Source organism: Vibrio sp. 2033, assembly GCF_033339735.1.
Genome location: NZ_JAWOVC010000004.1, coordinates 75,119 through 91,471, shown reverse-complemented (window position 1 = coordinate 91,471; position 16,353 = coordinate 75,119). Strand labels below are relative to the sequence as shown.

Annotated in this window: 14 protein-coding genes and 1 riboswitch; of the genes, 7 read left to right on the top strand and 7 right to left on the bottom strand. The window is 46.0% G+C overall.

Going from position 1 to position 16,353, the window contains the following annotated elements; all coding sequences use genetic code 11:
• Window positions 1–83: 83 nt before the first annotated feature.
• Window positions 84–1,019: a malate dehydrogenase gene (gene mdh / locus R7P74_RS07995; protein WP_005379660.1), complete on the bottom strand. Its 936-nt coding sequence runs from the start codon at window positions 1,017–1,019 to the stop codon at window positions 84–86.
• A 359-nt stretch (window positions 1,020–1,378) separates the two neighbouring features.
• Here mdh and argR point away from each other — a divergent pair, with 359 nt between their 5' ends.
• The 4 genes from argR to R7P74_RS07975 all read left to right on the top strand — a co-directional run bounded on the left by argR (window position 1,379) and on the right by R7P74_RS07975 (window position 6,577).
• The gene (argR, locus tag R7P74_RS07990; protein WP_005379659.1) at window positions 1,379–1,849 is read left to right on the top strand and encodes a transcriptional regulator ArgR; all 471 of its coding nucleotides are present in this window, start codon (window positions 1,379–1,381) and stop codon (window positions 1,847–1,849) included.
• 405 nt (window positions 1,850–2,254) lie between these two features.
• Window positions 2,255–3,223: a TAXI family TRAP transporter solute-binding subunit gene (locus R7P74_RS07985; protein ID WP_005379657.1), complete on the top strand. Its 969-nt coding sequence runs from the start codon at window positions 2,255–2,257 to the stop codon at window positions 3,221–3,223.
• A gap of 291 nt (window positions 3,224–3,514) precedes the next feature.
• Window positions 3,515–6,094: a TRAP transporter permease gene (locus R7P74_RS07980; RefSeq protein WP_213886519.1), complete on the top strand. Its 2,580-nt coding sequence runs from the start codon at window positions 3,515–3,517 to the stop codon at window positions 6,092–6,094.
• 45 nt (window positions 6,095–6,139) lie between these two features.
• Entirely contained in the window at window positions 6,140–6,577 is a 438-nt protein-coding gene (locus tag R7P74_RS07975; RefSeq protein WP_005379654.1) for a universal stress protein, read from the top strand.
• Between the two features lie 63 nt (window positions 6,578–6,640).
• Here R7P74_RS07975 and R7P74_RS07970 read toward each other — a convergent pair whose 3' ends face one another.
• A complete protein-coding gene (locus R7P74_RS07970; protein WP_025768366.1) occupies window positions 6,641–7,717 on the bottom strand; it encodes an alkene reductase in 1,077 nt (358 codons plus the stop codon).
• 92 nt (window positions 7,718–7,809) lie between these two features.
• Here R7P74_RS07970 and R7P74_RS07965 point away from each other — a divergent pair, with 92 nt between their 5' ends.
• A complete protein-coding gene (locus R7P74_RS07965; protein WP_042522435.1) occupies window positions 7,810–8,757 on the top strand; it encodes a LysR family transcriptional regulator in 948 nt (315 codons plus the stop codon).
• Between the two features lie 18 nt (window positions 8,758–8,775).
• On the opposite strand, the gene thiQ is transcribed toward R7P74_RS07965, so the two are convergent.
• From thiQ to mpl, 5 genes are all read right to left on the bottom strand, one after another.
• On the bottom strand, window positions 8,776–9,480 hold the full coding sequence (gene thiQ / locus R7P74_RS07960; RefSeq protein WP_005379648.1) for a thiamine ABC transporter ATP-binding protein: 705 nt from the start codon (window positions 9,478–9,480) through the stop codon (window positions 8,776–8,778).
• Window positions 9,480–11,066 (bottom strand): thiamine/thiamine pyrophosphate ABC transporter permease ThiP, encoded by a 1,587-nt coding sequence (gene thiP, locus R7P74_RS07955; protein ID WP_136976965.1) that lies wholly within the window; start codon window positions 11,064–11,066, stop codon window positions 9,480–9,482. Before thiP ends, thiQ begins: the two co-directional genes overlap by 1 nt.
• A 41-nt stretch (window positions 11,067–11,107) precedes the next feature.
• Window positions 11,108–12,100 carry a thiamine ABC transporter substrate binding subunit gene (gene thiB / locus R7P74_RS07950; protein WP_136976964.1) on the bottom strand — a complete coding sequence of 331 codons (993 nt, stop codon included), beginning with the start codon at window positions 12,098–12,100 and terminating at the stop codon, window positions 11,108–11,110.
• A 72-nt stretch (window positions 12,101–12,172) separates the two neighbouring features.
• Window positions 12,173–12,309, bottom strand: a riboswitch (TPP riboswitch).
• 37 nt (window positions 12,310–12,346) lie between these two features.
• Window positions 12,347–12,985, bottom strand: a complete 639-nt coding sequence (locus tag R7P74_RS07945; RefSeq protein ID WP_025768362.1) for a flavin prenyltransferase UbiX — start codon at window positions 12,983–12,985, stop codon at window positions 12,347–12,349.
• Between the two features lie 5 nt (window positions 12,986–12,990).
• Window positions 12,991–14,349, bottom strand: coding sequence for a UDP-N-acetylmuramate:L-alanyl-gamma-D-glutamyl-meso-diaminopimelate ligase (mpl, locus tag R7P74_RS07940; RefSeq protein ID WP_064353586.1), 1,359 nt, complete (start codon window positions 14,347–14,349; stop codon window positions 12,991–12,993).
• Between the two features lie 312 nt (window positions 14,350–14,661).
• Between mpl and fbp the strand changes: the two genes are divergently transcribed.
• Both fbp and ppa read left to right on the top strand, forming a co-directional pair.
• Window positions 14,662–15,678 (top strand): class 1 fructose-bisphosphatase, encoded by a 1,017-nt coding sequence (gene fbp / locus R7P74_RS07935; protein ID WP_005383114.1) that lies wholly within the window; start codon window positions 14,662–14,664, stop codon window positions 15,676–15,678.
• A 127-nt stretch (window positions 15,679–15,805) separates the two neighbouring features.
• Entirely contained in the window at window positions 15,806–16,336 is a 531-nt protein-coding gene (ppa, locus tag R7P74_RS07930; RefSeq protein ID WP_005379635.1) for an inorganic diphosphatase, read from the top strand.
• The last annotated feature ends 17 nt before the right edge of the window (window positions 16,337–16,353 follow it).

Sequence of the window (16,353 nt, the reverse complement as noted above, 5' to 3'; positions counted from 1 at the left end):
GACCATTTTTACGAAGTTGAGAAATCAAGGATCAAAAAAGCCGATCAAAATGATCGGCTTTCTTCTTATATAGGCTTTCTAGATTACTTTGCGAATTCAACACCAATGTTGATGTCGCCATTTAGTGTTTCTAGCATACCGTCTAATGCAGACTTTTCGTAATCGCTGAGTTTGCCGTAGCTTAGTACTTCTTCAACGCCTTCTTTACCCAGTTTCACAGGTTGCGCGAAGTACGTCGCGTGTTCGCCGTCGCCTTCAACGTAAGCGCACTCAACTACGCCTTCTTCACCTTGAAGAGCACGAACCAGAGACAGACCAAAGCGACATGCAGCTTGGCCCATTGATAGTGTTGCACTACCACCACCCGCTTTCGCTTCTACAACTTCAGTACCTGCATTTTGAATACGTTTCGTTAATGCTTCTACTTCTTCAGCTGTAAACTCAACACCTTCCACTTGAGACAGTAGAGGTAAGATCGTTACGCCAGAGTGACCACCAATTACTGGCACGCGAACGTCACCTGGATCTTTGTCTTTTAGCTCAGCAACAAACGTTTCTGAACGGATAACATCCAACGTTGTTACACCAAATAGACGACGCTTATCATAAACACCCGCTTTTTTAAGAACTTCAGCAGCAATTGGCACTGTTGTATTTACAGGGTTTGTGATGATACCAACACAAGCTTTCGGACAAACAACCGCAATCTTCTCCGCTAGCGATTTAACGATACCAGCGTTTACATTAAATAGATCCGCACGATCCATACCTGGCTTACGCGCAACACCAGCAGAAATTAGCACAACATCCGCGCCTTCTAGTGCTGGAGTAGGATCTTCACCAGCGTAACCTTTGATAGAAACTGGCGTAGGGATGTGGCTAAGATCAGCGGCCACACCAGGAGTTACTGGAGCAATATCATATAGGGCTAGATCAGAACCAGCAGGAAGACGGTTCTTAAGTAGAAGGGCCAGGGCTTGACCGATGCCACCAGCGGCACCAATAACGGCTACTTTCATGTAGTTCTCCTTGAGAGTATTTCTCTTATAAACGTATTCGTAGGGTAGTTTGTAACCAACTTAAATAAAGCTATCGGAATCACAACTTGATTACAATCAATTAACGCTAGCTTTGCGACCTCGCGCAACTCGCTGTTACCGTGCTACAAATGGGGCTTGGATTATTCTTTTATTCTGTTGAAATGACAAGGAATTCAAGAAAACAGATACAGCCCTACTTCAGCGCGCTAAAGAATTCTATGTGGTATATAGTTTACAGTGACGCATCTAACATAATCCTGGGACTCTTTGGCACCGCCTGAATATATATGCGAGAATATGCAAAATTGCTGACCCGTAATAAGAGATTTGTAATGACTATGCGCAATTCAGAAAAACAAGACAACTTAGTTCGCGCCTTTAAAGCCCTGTTAAAAGAAGAAAGCTTTGGCTCACAGGGCGAGATTGTTGACGCACTCAAACAGCAAGGGTTTGAGAGTATCAACCAATCTAAAGTCTCACGTATGCTGACTAAATTTGGCGCCGTCCGTACGCGCAATGCAAAAATGGAAATGGTTTACTGTCTTCCTGCTGAGCTAGGTGTCCCAACAGTCAGCAGCTCTCTGCGTGAACTGGTACTAGACATCGATCGTAATGCAGCGTTAGTGGTAATTCACACCGGCCCAGGTGCAGCACAGTTGATTGCTCGCTTGCTTGATTCACTCGGTAAATCCGAAGGTATTCTTGGCGTTGTCGCGGGTGACGATACCATTTTCATTACGCCAACCATGGCAATTACGACTGAGCAACTCTTCAAATCAGTGTGCGAGCTGTTCGAATATACTGGTTAAGTTCTATAAAGCTTCAATCAGCTAACTCATTGTGGGTTATAAAAGAAGTCTCATTTTGTAGCCCATAATTTATGTAAATTTTTTGCTTACTCCGCTCATTCTTTAACCATCCGTTTTGTGATTAACATCACGCAATTGATCTTTTTCATTTCAGTCACTAAACGTTAATTAAGTAATTGTTATAAAAAGAATTAAATCACAAATTGAATCCTATCCCCTGATACAAAATTCAGACTTATCAACTATAACATTTAACAATTGGATAATTTTCTGCCAATTTTTTGTTATGATTCGCTCGCTTTTTCAAACGATTGGATTGAAAAAGGTGCCGTTTCCAAATAGGAAACTCCAGAAGTGATTTATGGTTATTTCCGGGTAAATAATGAATATAAGGAAGGGAAATTCATGGCATTTAACAAACTTCTCAAAGTAGGCGCTATCGCTGCAGCCGTAATGGGCGCAGGCGCAGTTAACGCTCAAGAGTTTATTACCATCGGTACTGGCTCTGTGACAGGTGTTTACTACCCAACTGGTGGTGCTATCTGTAAGTTGGTAAATAAAGGTCGTAAAGACCACAACATCCGTTGTTCAGTAGAATCGACTGGTGGCTCAATTTACAACGTTAACACTATCCGTGCAGGCGAATTAGATTTTGGTATCGTGCAATCGGATTGGCAGTACCACGGCTACAACGGTACGAGCAAGTTTGAAGAACAAGGCCCGTACAAGAAGCTACGCGCAATGTTCTCTCTTCATACAGAACCTTTCAACATCATTGCGCGTGCAGATTCAGGTATTGAAAACGTTGAAGACCTGAAAGGTAAGCGCGTAAACATCGGTAATCCAGGCTCTGGTGACCGTGCAACGATGGGCGTTGTCATGGAAGCGATGGGTTGGACAAACGACAGCTTCAAATTGGCGTCTGAGCTAAAAGGCTCTGAACGCTCTCAGGCACTTTGTGATAACAAAATTGACGCCTTCATTTACATGGTCGGCCACCCGAACGGTTCAATCAAAGAAGCAACCACATCATGTGATGCGAAGCTAGTTTCAGCAACAGGCCCTAAAATCGATAAAATTGTTGCCGACAACCCATACTACGCCTTTAGCTCAGTACCGGCTGGTATGTACCGCGGTACAGACAAAGACGTAAACAGCTTTGGTGTTGCAGCAACAATGGTAACGACCTCTGATGTTTCAGACGATGTCGCTTACAACGTGGCAAAAGCTGTGTTTGAAAACTTTGATACCTTCAAGCGTCTACACCCTGCATTCGCAAACTTGAAGAAAGAAGACATGGTGAAAGCTGGTCTTTCTATTCCTCTTCACCCAGGTGCAGAAAAATACTACAAAGAAATGGGTCTAATTAAGTAATTTCCTCAGACTCTACATACAGGCAGGAAAGAATATTTTCTGCCTGTTTGAGCATACAGGTTGTAGCACGCTCTAACTGTATGCTTCATTCGCCAGTTTTCTTCTGAAAACTGCGAGCTCATACCCAAGAAAACTTAAACGCCGCCTAACAGAGTATCCAACAATCAACACTTTGAGTTCAGGCAGCAAAATACTCGAAAGCAAACTTCGCTCCATTCACTACACTGATAGAGGCGAAGTGTGGTTCTCGATAAAAATCAGACAGGACCATCAATAATAAGGAAAAAGTACATGGCGACGAATCAAGCTCCGTCACAAGATGTGCAAGAAATGGTGGCTCAGGCAGACACAGGTGCACGTAGCCCTTCGGGAATGCAAGGACGAATCCTTTGGTTTGTTCCTCTGTGTTGGTCACTATTTCAATTATGGTACGCATCCCCGTTACCATTTATTTTCAATTTTGGCGTACTGAACGACACGGAAGCGCGATCTATCCACCTTACTTTCGCGATCTTTTTGGCTTTCACTGCTTATCCAGCGATGAAGAATTCTCCTCGCGATCATATCCCTCTTGTTGATTGGATACTCGCGTTGGCTGGCAGCTTTTCAGCAGCCTATATATACCTTTTTTATACTGAGCTAGCAGGACGCTCAGGCGCACCGACAACGGTTGATATCGTTGTTGCTGTTATCGGTATGCTCCTCCTTTTAGAAGCAACACGCCGAGCACTTGGTCCACCATTAATGGTCGTGGCTGCTGTTTTCCTTACTTACACCTTTGCAGGCCCTTACATGCCTGACGTTATCGCGCACAAAGGGGCAAGCTTGAACAAGGCCATGTCTCACTTGTGGCTAACAACAGAAGGTGTATTTGGGGTTGCGCTAGGTGTTTCTACCTCTTTTGTCTTCTTGTTTGTATTGTTTGGAGCAATGCTGGAACGCGCTGGTGCTGGTGCTTACTTCATTAAAGTTGCCTTCTCGTTACTTGGCCATATGAAAGGTGGTCCAGCTAAAGCGGCCGTTGTTGCATCAGGTTTATCTGGTCTGGTTTCTGGTTCTTCAATCGCAAACGTAGTAACAACTGGCACCTTTACGATTCCACTGATGAAGCGTGTTGGCTTTCCCGGCACAAAAGCGGGTGCGGTAGAGGTAGCGGCTTCAACCAATGGTCAGTTAACACCGCCAATCATGGGTGCAGCAGCATTTTTGATGGTGGAATACGTCGGTATCTCCTACGTTGAGGTGATTAAAGCCGCCCTACTTCCAGCGCTAATCTCTTATATTGCTTTAATTTACATTGTTCACCTTGAAGCATGTAAAGCAGGCATGACAGGCCTTCCTCGTCGCCACAACCCAACACTAGTACAAAGTCTGCTGTCCTTTACTGGCACAATCTTAGGATTGTGTGTGATCAGCGCATTGGTTTACTACGGAGTGGGTTGGACAAAGGACGTCTTTGGTGATGCCGCGACACCAATTGTTACCGTCGCACTATTAATCGCGTACGTTGGGTTGGTGAAAGTCTCAGCAAATCACGTGCAAGATGGCGCAATTGAGATTGATGCAGAATTAACAGAAGTACCTGATCCTGGCCCAACCGTTAAGTCAGGCTTGCACTACCTACTCCCTATCGTCGTATTGGTTTGGTGTTTGACTGTCGAACGTTTCTCACCTGGCCTTTCGGCATTCTGGGCAACGGTGTTCATGATTTTCATTTTGCTTACTCAACGTCCGTTGATTGCACTGCTATCAAAGCAAGGTGACATGCTTCAGCAAACCAAAGATGGCTTTATCGATCTTGCCGAGAGCTTAGTTTCTGGTGCGCGCAATATGATTGGTATCGGCGTTGCAACCGCGGCAGCGGGCACCGTTGTTGGTGTTGTTACACTAACGGGTATCGGCCTAGTGATGACCGACTTCGTCGAGTTTATCTCTGGTGGCAGCATCATTCTTATGCTGCTGTTTACCGCCATCATTAGCTTGGTTCTGGGGATGGGTCTGCCAACAACAGCGAACTACATCGTGGTCTCTACGCTAATGGCGCCGGTTATTGTTACGCTCGGCGCAGCGCATGGCTTAATTATTCCGTTGATAGCGGTGCACTTGTTCGTTTTCTACTTTGGTATTTTGGCCGACGATACCCCACCTGTAGGCCTTGCGGCTTTTGCAGCAGCAGCAATTGCGAAATCAGATCCAATTCGTACTGGTATCCAAGGTTTTACTTACGATATTCGAACCGCTATTTTGCCGTTCATGTTTGTGTTCAATACCCAGCTATTGTTAATGGGGATCGACTCTTGGTGGCATTTGGCACTCACAGTCATCTCATCGATCATTGCAATGCTGATATTCTCTGCGGCAACTCAAGGGTGGTGGTTCACGCGTAACAAGTGGTGGGAAACAGTCCTATTATTAGTACTGACATTTTCGTTTTTCCGTCCAGGTTTTTGGTGGGACATGCTGTACCCAGCGAAAGTTCTTTCTCCTGGCGTTGAGGTAGCTCAAATCACGGAAACACTAAATGTAGGAGAATCATTGGAGTTACGTGTTGCCGGTGAAAACCTTGAGGGCGACTACATTGAGAAAACGGTTCGTCTTCCATTCGAAGACAGTGCGACAACAGCAGACGCACGTATTTCATCTATGGGTCTGATGCTGACCGAAAGTGACAACAAAATGATTGTCGATATGGTTGAATTTGGTAGTCCAGCAGAGTCCGCAGGTATCGACTTTGATTGGGAAATCAAGTGGGTTATCCAGGATGCAGACCGTCCGATGAAAGAGTGGGTGTTTGTACCATGCTTAATGATTTTGCTGGTGCTTGCAATGAACCAAAAACGTCGTGCTCGTAAGGAACAATTGAGCGCATAACCGATTTGGCCCCGAGGATAAAGGGGCCTTAATGAGAGACATTGAATGTACAAACAAATTCTTGTTCCGGTTGATCTAAATGACCAAGGCTTTTCAGACCGAGCGGTTGAACTAGCGGTTTGGCAGGCAAAGCAAGCAAATGCTCAAATCCATCTTCTGACTGTACTACCTGGTATTCACATGTCGATGGTTGCCACATACTTTCCGAAAGATGCTGCGGCCAAAATGAAGCAAGACGTGAAGCAGCAACTAAAAACTTTCGCTAATGAGCATATTGCTGAAGATGTGGTTTACCAAGTGCATGTTGCTGAAGGCAAGGCCTACGCGACCATTCTTGATTATGCAGAACGTTTAGGCGCTGATCTCATCATTATGCCAAGCCACAAGCGCTCTAAAATCAATAAAGTAATGCTTGGCTCTGTCGCGAGTAAGGTTGTGGAATATTCTCCAATCAATGTGATGGTCGTAAAACCGCAAGGCTAAGTAAATACAGAAACGAAAAAGGACGCTAACATTAGCGTCCTTTTTATATGAAACAAGTAAGGGTTATGCCATCACTGGGTAATCGGTATAACCTTCTGCTCCCCCCAAATAAAAGTGTTCTGGTTTCGCCTCATTAAGAGGTGCATTTTTCTTAAATCGCTCAACTAAATCTGGGTTTGCGATAAAGGGAACGCCAAATGCGACCACATCAACTTTGTTTTCTGCAATTGCTGTTGCCGCTTCTTGTGCACTGTAGCCCACGTTCGCCATTAAGTGACCTTGATAGTTTTCGCGTGCTGGCTTGAGAACATCTGCTTTTTGTACGCCTTTCAGATCCGCACGCATCACGTGCCAATAAGCAAGATCGAAAGAATTAAGTTGCTCTGCTAAGTAACGCACCAAACCAACTGGATCACTGTCTTTCATGTCATTAAATCCATTTAGCGGAGATGTACGCAGACCGACTCTTCCGGGTCCCCACACCTCAACGACTTCTTTCACTATCTCAAGTAAAAATCGAGCACGATTTTCAACCGAGCCACCGTATTCATCGGTACGTAAATTTGAGCCGTCACGAAGGAAGTTATCAATAAGATAACCATTGGCGCCATGTATCTCGACCCCATCAAAGCCGGCTTTCTTGGCGTTTTCTGCACCTTGTTTAAACGCCGCAACAATGGAAGCTATCTCATCCACTTCGAGTGCTCGTGGTACCGTATATGCTTGCTTACCCGAAGGGGTATGGACTAATTCATCACGAATGGCCAATGCGCTCGCCGCTACAGGTGTTTTTCCTTCATTCAGATCAGGATGACAAGCTCGTCCCGCATGCCAAATTTGCAGTACAATCTTACCGCCTCTCTCATGAACCGCATCCGTTACCTTTTTCCAAGCTGCGATTTGCTCTTCGTTGTAAATGCCCGGTTCTGCCATAAAAGCAGACGTACCTTCCATCACCATGGTGCATTCAGCAATGATAAGTCCGGCACTCGCACGTTGAGCGTAGTATTCAACCATAAGGTCATTAGGAATATGGTCTGCGCCAGCACGAGCTCTCGTTAAAGGCGCCATAATAGCACGGTTATCTAATGCTAATTGACCGAGTTCGATAGGAGAAAATAAGTCTACAGAGTTGGACATGTTGTTTACCTCAAATGACAATAACTTGATGGCTAAGGATGAGGTGCCAGACTATAATCAGATTAATATTGAAACAATATGGATAATTGAAAGTGATTGTTCGCAATTTAGAAACAATTGACTTTAGAACGCTTTCTATCTTTGTCACAAGCTGTCGACTACTGAGCTTAACCAAGTGCGCGCTGGAGTTAAACCTACCGAAATCTACTGTTAGTAAAGCCATAACCAAACTCGAACAACACTTTGAAGCCAAACTCCTAGAGCGCACAACCCGAAAGTTAGTGATCACCGAAGCTGGCCAAATGGTTTTAGAGCGTGCTGCAAGCTTAGTTGAGGAATTCCACTCAATTGGCCATGACGTACTGGAGATGGAACAACAGATCCAAGGCCGGCTGCGTATTTCCGCGCCACCAGCGTTGGATGCGTATATGGCGGAACACATCTTTTTGCCATTTTTAAAACAATGGCCAAAAGTACAAATTGCGTTAGAAGCATCGAACGATTTTGTTGATCTGTTTTCACACGGCTTTGATATGGCAATTCGAGTCGGTCAGATAGTTGATGATCGATTGATCGCAAAAAAATTAGGCTATACGACTCGAGTCCTGGCTGCTAGCCCTGAGTATTTAGCTGAGTTCGGCGTACCTGAAACGCCAGAAGACCTGACAAAACACAACTGTTTGAGGTATCAATATGTTTCAGAAATAGGGCCTTGGACGCTGATCTCACACGATAATACCGTCAATGTTTCAATAACCAGTAACTTCTCAAGTACAACTGTAGAAGCAATATTGAAAGGCGCACTTAAAGGACTAGGCATCGCTAACTTACCTGTGCAGAACATGACGCAAGAGCTAGAAAGTGGCACCTTAGTCAGAGTGTTACCGCAATGGCACACGGTACCAATGCCTATTTATTTAGTCTATCGTCCTGGAGCAAACCGCCCACGGCGTGTACAAGCAATGATTGACCATATCATGAGCTTAAGATCTCAATTTGAATTTGGACCTCGGCATGGTTTGTGTTGCGGAGAAGCATAACCTAGCAACTATCAGGCACTAGCATGCTGCTCGGATAAATGCCGCAAGCTTCTCACTAGCATGCTGTTCACTCAATGCAGACATATCACCCGCGGCTTCCACTTTACCATCTGCCACAAACACAAAGTGGCTGGCAATCGCTTTGGCATCGCTTAAATGGTGCGTGACCATCAATACGGTTATTCCCCGCTCTGCTGCGAGTTTTTTTACCAAGCTCAGCATCTCTTCACGCAACACCGGATCAAGCGCCGAGAACGGCTCATCCAATAGCCACATGGGATGAGGCTGAACAAAACAACGCGCTAAGGCAACACGTTGACGCTGGCCACCAGAAAGATGCTCTGGCAAACGGTCGAGGTACTCTGCAACACCAACTTGCTGCGCGGCTTGTTCAATCTGACGATTTTGGTCCACCGTAAGCTTTAGCCCTGGGTGTAAGCCCAAACCGATGTTGTCACGCACCGATAAGTGAGCAAACAAATTGTGCTCTTGGAACAACATAGAGAACGGACGCAGATAAGGCTCTTTACGCACAATGGACTCACCATCAACACAAATATCACCACGGTCAGGATGGATGAATCCTGCCACCAACGCCAGCAAGGTTGACTTCCCTGCCCCACTTGGTCCCATCAGCGATACAATCTGTCCTTGCTCAATCGTTAAGTCAAAACGAAACAGTTCACGTTGGTAGGTGTACTGCACATCATCCAACACTAACATTACGCTCTCTCCTTCGTTTTCAATACTTTCTCAATCAAGGCAAAACAGCCCACACTCAACAACAATAGGGTCACCGATACCACCGCAGCTGCGTCCATCTGATAACTGCCAAGCAACTGGAACAAATACAGAGGTAAGGTACGAAACTCTTGTCCACCAAACAGTGCGATGGCACTTAAATCCCCTATTGCAAACATAAAGCTGATCGCAAACGCATGTGCAAACGGCTTGCGTAGCGCCTGCCACTCCACCACTTTAAACCGTTGCCAGCCACGCATGCCTAAGCTGGCACATACATACTGATACTGTTGTTCAATGTGCAGCATTGGCTGCGCTAGCGTTTTGATCACGTAAGGCAAAGCCATCAAACCGTTCACCAAAATCACGACAAAAAATGCCAAGCTAAAAACATCGGTAAATGCGCGCAGTAGTAAGAATAAACCGGTGCTAATCACCAGACCTGGAGTCACCAAAATAATGGTGCCGATTAACTCTATCTGATCGGCTCGCGTGTTTTTGTACTGCAACCGCCAACGGCGACTGGTCAATAGTATGGACACCCCTGCAGCGACCGCAAGCACGCTAGCGACACAGGCGACTTTGAGGGAGTTCAATAGCGCAAACCAAAAACGCTCATCGGTTAATACTGTCCAAACTTGTTGGTTGATGCCACTCAGTAACACCATCAATAACGGCGGTATTACCAGTAAAAAGGCACCTATGATCCAAAAGCTATCCCAAGCTTTTGACCACCCATGATCCTTCGTTAAATATTGCTGTACCGATGTGCTTCCAGCACTGATAGAAACAGGCCTTGTTAACTTCTGCACTCCAATAGCAAGCAGTCCACATAACAGCATCTGCCACAGCGCCAATAACGCCCCAGCTTGTAAATCAAAATCAAACTTAATCGCTTGGTAAATGGCCAATTCAATGGTGGTGGATTTTGGCCCGCCCCCCAACGCCATTACAGTGGCAAAACTGGTAAAGCACAACATAAACACCAACCCACAAACGTGGGGAAGCTGCTGCCTTAAACGCGGCCATTCTACCCAGCGAAACTTATCCCAATGGCTCATCCCAAGATGCGCGCAAAGCTTATGCTGCTCGGCAGGAATAGACTCCAAGGCTTGCAGAAGCAATCGTGCCGCGTAAGGTAAATTAAAGAACACATGGGCGAGTAAAATGCCGTTCAAACCGTAAATAGAGAATGGCAGTTTAGTGTCGAAACTTTGCAACCACTGCGCCAACAAACCACTGTTGCCATAAATCGCTAACAGCCCAAAAACACCAACCAAAACCGGCAAAACCAGTGTCGATGCAAACAGCTTAAGCAGTAATGATTTACCAATAAATTGGCGACGCGAAAGTGCGTGCGCTACTGGAATGGCAAAGCCAACACTGAGCAATGTGGAAAGAAACGCTTGGTAGAAACTGAACTTGGTGACATGTTGATAGTACGGGTCGCCCCATACCACAGACACATCAAGTGAAGGGGCTTGAACAATCAAAGCACCTAGGGCAGAAATAACAAAGGTCGCGATGATCATCGCGACCCCTAAACCTATTTTTGGAACAGAATTCAAAGGTAAAACCTATCTCATTCAGATGAGGGTGGAAACGTCAGCTAAAACGTCAATGCGCTTTGCCATTCGCGAATCCAAGACTTACGCATTTTTGCCACTTCATCAGCACTAAAGCTCAACGACTTGCTTGGAACACTCAAAGTTTCAAAACCTTTAGGTAACTCAACGTCAGTGACTGGGTACATCCAGTTACCCGTTGGCATCGCCGATTGGAACTCATCACTTAAAATGAAACTCATAAATTGATCAGCAAGTTCTGAATTTTTTGCCCCTTTCACTTTGGCGGCGACTTCAACTTGCATGTAGTGGCCTTCAGCAAAATTCGCCGTCGCAAACTTCGAATCGTTTTCCGCAATTAAGTGGTACGCAGGTGAGGAGGTGTAAGAAAGCACTAAATCGGACTCACCATTGAGGAACATGGAATACGCTTCAGACCAACCTTTCGTGACCGTTACGGTTTTGCTCGCTAGCTTCTGCCACGCTTGCGTCACATCGTCGCCATAAATAGATTTCATCCATAGCATCAAGCCTTGGCCCGGCGTTGAAGTCCGCGGATCTTGGTAAATCACTTTCAGATCGTCGCGCGTTTCCACCAGCTCTTTCATGCTTTTCGGCGGATTAGTCATTTTCTCTTTGTTGTACACAAACGCGAAGTAGCCGTAATCGTACGGTACAAACGTCGTGTCGCTCCAACCGTTTGGTAACACTGTATTGGACGTATCTACATTGTGCTCGGCAAGCAGACCGGTTTTCTTCGCTTCTGCCATCAGATTGTTATCCAAACCTAATACGATGTCCGCTTTGCTATTACCGCCTTCAAGACGAAGACGATTCAGAATCGACACACCATCGTCCAACGCTACGAAGTTAACGTCACAGCCACATTTTGCTTCAAAAGCTTGCTCGATTTTAGGACCCGGCCCCCAATCTGCGGCAAAAGAGTCGTAGGTATAGATGGTTAATGTGTTTTCAGCGGCAAACGCTGAAGTAGAGGTGATTGCAGCTAAGGCAATCAGATTTAGAGTGGGTTTCACTGCTCGCTCTCCATGAGTATTTCAGAGAAATAAGTTGAGCGGCACAGGGTTTGAGGCGGCTATTAAGGACTTCCAATATCCAGACTCAATTCCTACGCCAGCATTATCTGGTTCAGGTAATACGGGTCCCTAGTTAAACACTTAGGTCTCAGCGCCCCAATGCATTGATTGACTCAATGCTAAATGGGTTTGCTCCCCGATGAGTTGGATGGATTGTAAAGGTATTTGAGTGGTTACACAATCAGCTCACGAGCGCTGGTCATAACCCCAACGAGGCACCAAACCTTGCTCAATACCTAAGTGGTCAAGAATTCTCGCCACCATAAAATCCACTAAGTCTTCAATACTCTTTGGCTGATGATAGAAGCCTGGAGCTGCTGGCATGATGGTGACGCCCATTTGCGACAGTTTGTGCATGTTCTCCAGATGTAGCGTTGAAAATGGTGTTTCGCGAACCACGAGCAACAGCTGCCCGCGCTCTTTCATTACCACATCAGCGGCCCGCTCGATCAAGTTATCTGACATACCATGCGCAATCGCTGCAACGCTTCCCGCAGAACATGGGCAAACCACCATTTGCTTGGGTGCAGCAGAACCAGACGCAACCGGCGAGAACCAATCGTCTTTACCGCAAACGGTGATGTTATTTGGATTGCAGTTCAGGTGCTCTACTAATGCTTGCTGCGCCGCTTCTGGGCCACTTGGTAGCTTAAGATTATGCTCGGTTGCCATCACAACACGAGCCGCCGAAGAAATCAGAACGTAGACATGATAATCCGCCGCAACCAAGCATTCTAAAAGACGAAGGCCGTAGGGAGCACCAGAAGCACCCGTTAATGCCAACGTGATGGCTTTTTTATGAGAGGGTTGTGTTTTGTTTTGCATATCAATCAGGCTTTTTGTTTTAACTGCTCAAGAAGTTTTCCGTGAATACCACCAAAGCCACCGTTGCTCATGACTAGAATTTGGTCACCTGGTCGCGCACGTTCGACGATCTTGGCTACAAAGTTATCTATATCCGCATCGACAAACGCTGGCTGTGTGCATTGGTCGGCAATGTCTTGCACAGACCACTCGATATTATCTGGCTGGAACAAGAAGACTTCATCTGCACTGTGTAGTGACTCTGCAAGTGTGTTTTTGTGTACGCCACGCTTCATGGTGGCAGAACGCGGCTCTAACACAGCAAGGATGCGTTTTTCACCTACCTTGTTACGCAAACCACCGACTGTAAGTTCAATTGCCGTTGGGTGATGCGCAAAATCATCGTAAACCGTCACACCTTGTTCTTCACCTTTCAGCTCTAAACGGCGCTTGGTATTGATGAAACGCCCTAATGCTTGGCAAGCAAGATCCGGAGTGACTCCAACATGTCGTGCAGCAGCGATTGCCATCAGCGCATTATCCACATTGTGGTCACCCACCAAATTCCATTCGACGGTACCAACCTTCTCGCCTTGCAACGCAACGTCAAATTTTGAGCCATCAAGCACTAATTTGTGCGCTTGCCAGTCACCATCAACACCTGAAAACTGCTTTTCTGTCCAGCAACCACGCTCTAATACATCCGCTAACGCTTGATCCTGCCTCGGCGCTAAGATCAATCCATTGCCCGGTACAGTTCGCACTAAATGATGGAATTGGCGTTTGATCGCTTCTAGATCATCGAAGATATCAGCATGATCGAACTCAAGGTTATTCATGATTAAAGTGCGAGGATGGTAATGCACAAACTTAGAACGCTTATCGAAAAAAGCACTGTCATATTCGTCCGCTTCAACGACAAAAAACATACTTTCACCCAAACGAGCAGACACTCCGAAGTTACCGAGTACCCCACCGACTAAGAAACCCGGTTGATAACCACAATCTTCAAGTATCCAAGCAAGCATGCTCGACGTGGTCGTTTTCCCATGTGTACCCGATACCGCCAATACCCAACGATCATGCAGCAAAAACTCGTTGAGCCACTGCGGGCCAGAGGTGTAACGCATGTTAGTGTTGAGCACATGCTCGACACAAGGGTTACCACGGCTCATCGCATTACCAATCACCACAAGATCTGGTTGAGGGTCGAGTTGAGACGGGTCAAAGCCTTCAATAATTTCAATACCTTGAGACTCAAGCAGTGTGCTCATTGGCGGATAAACGTTGGCATCAGAACCAGTGACTTTATGTCCTAATTGGCGCGCTAGAATCGCTGCGCCGCCCATAAATGTGCCACAGATACCCAAGATATGAATGTGCATAAGCTAAACCTTGTAATGCGTTTTTTAATGCTTTCATTATCGCGATTACCGCCTGAAAAGCGAGTGACTTTAGCCTTCTTCTTGCAGTCCCTTTCACAAATATGACAAGGTTGAACACAGACTGTACAACCTCTTGCTTACTGATGAATCCCTCAAACAAGTCTACAAATAAATTGAGATCTCAAACAGTTACTTCATTACCATTAAAAAGATCTGCGACTTAAACTTACATCCAGCGCAATCGTTTAACATCCATAAAGAGATGCTCACTTGCGCACTACCCCCAATGAAATGAAAATGTAAGGATTAACCATGTCAGGACTGCGCACCCTAGGCGAGTTCATTGTCGAAAAACAAGCGGATTTCCCCCACGCTAGCGGTGATCTATCATCCCTTTTAGCCTCCATTCGTTTAGCTGCAAAAATCGTTAACCGCGAAATCAACGCAGCGGGTCTCGGTGATATCACTGGTGCTGTAGGCACGGAAAATGTCCAAGGTGAAGATCAGCAAAAGCTCGATGTTTACGCGAACGATAAGTTCAAAGCCGCGCTTGAAGCTCGTGATCAAGTGTGTGGCGTTGCCAGTGAAGAAGAAGACGAAGCAGTTGCGTTCAATAAAGAACTCAACCAAAACGCCAAATATGTAGTACTGATGGACCCACTTGATGGTTCTTCTAACATCGATGTGAACGTCTCTGTTGGTACTATCTTCTCGATTTACCGTCGTGTTTCTCCAATCGGTACTCCACCAACTGAAGAAGACTTCCTACAACCTGGTCACAAGCAAGTGGCTGCGGGCTACGTGATTTACGGCTCCTCCACCATGTTGGTATACACAACTGGTAACGGCGTAAACGGCTTTACTTACGACCCATCTATCGGCAGCTTCTGTCTTTCTCATGAAAACATGATGATTCCTGATGATGGTAAGATCTACTCCATCAACGAAGGTAATTACATTCGTTTCCCTCAAGGGGTGAAGAAGTACATCAAGTACTGCCAAGAAAACGTGCCAGAAGACGGTCGCCCATACACTTCTCGCTACATTGGCTCGCTGGTTGCTGATTTCCACCGCAACCTACTGAAAGGTGGTATCTACCTTTACCCAAGCACACAAAGCCACCCACAAGGCAAGCTACGCCTGCTTTACGAATGTAACCCTATGGCATTCCTCATTGAGCAAGCTGGGGGCATTGCATCGGACGGCGTGAATCGCATTATGGACATCAAGCCTACTGAGTTGCACCAGCGTGTACCTTTCTTTGTGGGTTCGAAGAACATGGTTCGCAAAGTTGAAGAGTTCCTTGAACTGCACCGCGACGAAGAATAATTTCAGACCTTTGTCCAACGCGGCAGGTGTTTACCTGCCGCGTTTTTGTCGCTAAAGTGAAACGCGAATTTATCATCAGATGAAGCCGCTTTTGTGTGACTCATCGTTAATGAAAAGGAATATTCTAATGAGCTTAAACCATGTACCAGCAGGCAAGTCGCTGCCTGAAGATATCTATGTCGTGATCGAAATTCCTGCAAATGCAGATCCAATCAAGTACGAAGTAGATAAAGACTCTGGTGCTGTATTTGTCGACCGTTTCATGTCTGCACCAATGTTCTACCCATGCAACTATGGCTACGTGAACAATACCCTGTCTCTTGATGGCGACCCAGTCGACGTATTGGTACCAACACCATACCCACTCATGCCAGGTTCAGTCATTCGCTGCCGTCCTGTTGGCGTTTTGAAGATGACAGATGAATCGGGTGAAGATGCAAAAGTGTTTGCGGTTCCCCACTCAAAAATCTCGAAAGAGTACGAGCACATCCAAGATGTGGACGATATCCCAGAACTACTGAAAGCGCAGATCACGCAATTCTTTGAGCGTTACAAAGAGCTTGAAGCAGGCAAATGGGTGAAAGTGGATGGTTGGGCAGATGTTGCTGCCGCCAAAGCTGAAATCCTAGAATCTTACGAGCGAGCTCAGAAAAAATAAGCATCACTGCTGATACA

Bases quoted from the DNA above. Each gene is read 5' to 3' on its own strand.
- mpl (WP_064353586.1), bottom strand. From the start codon at position 14,349: ATGCACATTCATATCTTGGGTATCTGTGGCACATTTATGGGCGGCGCA.
- thiQ (WP_005379648.1), bottom strand. From the start codon at position 9,480: ATGTTAGTGTTGGATGATGTGCAGTACACCTACCAACGTGAACTGTTT.
- ppa (WP_005379635.1), top strand. From the start codon at position 15,806: ATGAGCTTAAACCATGTACCAGCAGGCAAGTCGCTGCCTGAAGATATC.
- mdh (WP_005379660.1), bottom strand. From the start codon at position 1,019: ATGAAAGTAGCCGTTATTGGTGCCGCTGGTGGCATCGGTCAAGCCCTG.
- R7P74_RS07945 (WP_025768362.1), bottom strand. From the start codon at position 12,985: ATGCAAAACAAAACACAACCCTCTCATAAAAAAGCCATCACGTTGGCA.
- R7P74_RS07985 (WP_005379657.1), top strand. From the start codon at position 2,255: ATGGCATTTAACAAACTTCTCAAAGTAGGCGCTATCGCTGCAGCCGTA.
- fbp (WP_005383114.1), top strand. From the start codon at position 14,662: ATGTCAGGACTGCGCACCCTAGGCGAGTTCATTGTCGAAAAACAAGCG.
- R7P74_RS07980 (WP_213886519.1), top strand. From the start codon at position 3,515: ATGGCGACGAATCAAGCTCCGTCACAAGATGTGCAAGAAATGGTGGCT.
- R7P74_RS07975 (WP_005379654.1), top strand. From the start codon at position 6,140: ATGTACAAACAAATTCTTGTTCCGGTTGATCTAAATGACCAAGGCTTT.
- argR (WP_005379659.1), top strand. From the start codon at position 1,379: ATGCGCAATTCAGAAAAACAAGACAACTTAGTTCGCGCCTTTAAAGCC.
- R7P74_RS07970 (WP_025768366.1), bottom strand. From the start codon at position 7,717: ATGTCCAACTCTGTAGACTTATTTTCTCCTATCGAACTCGGTCAATTA.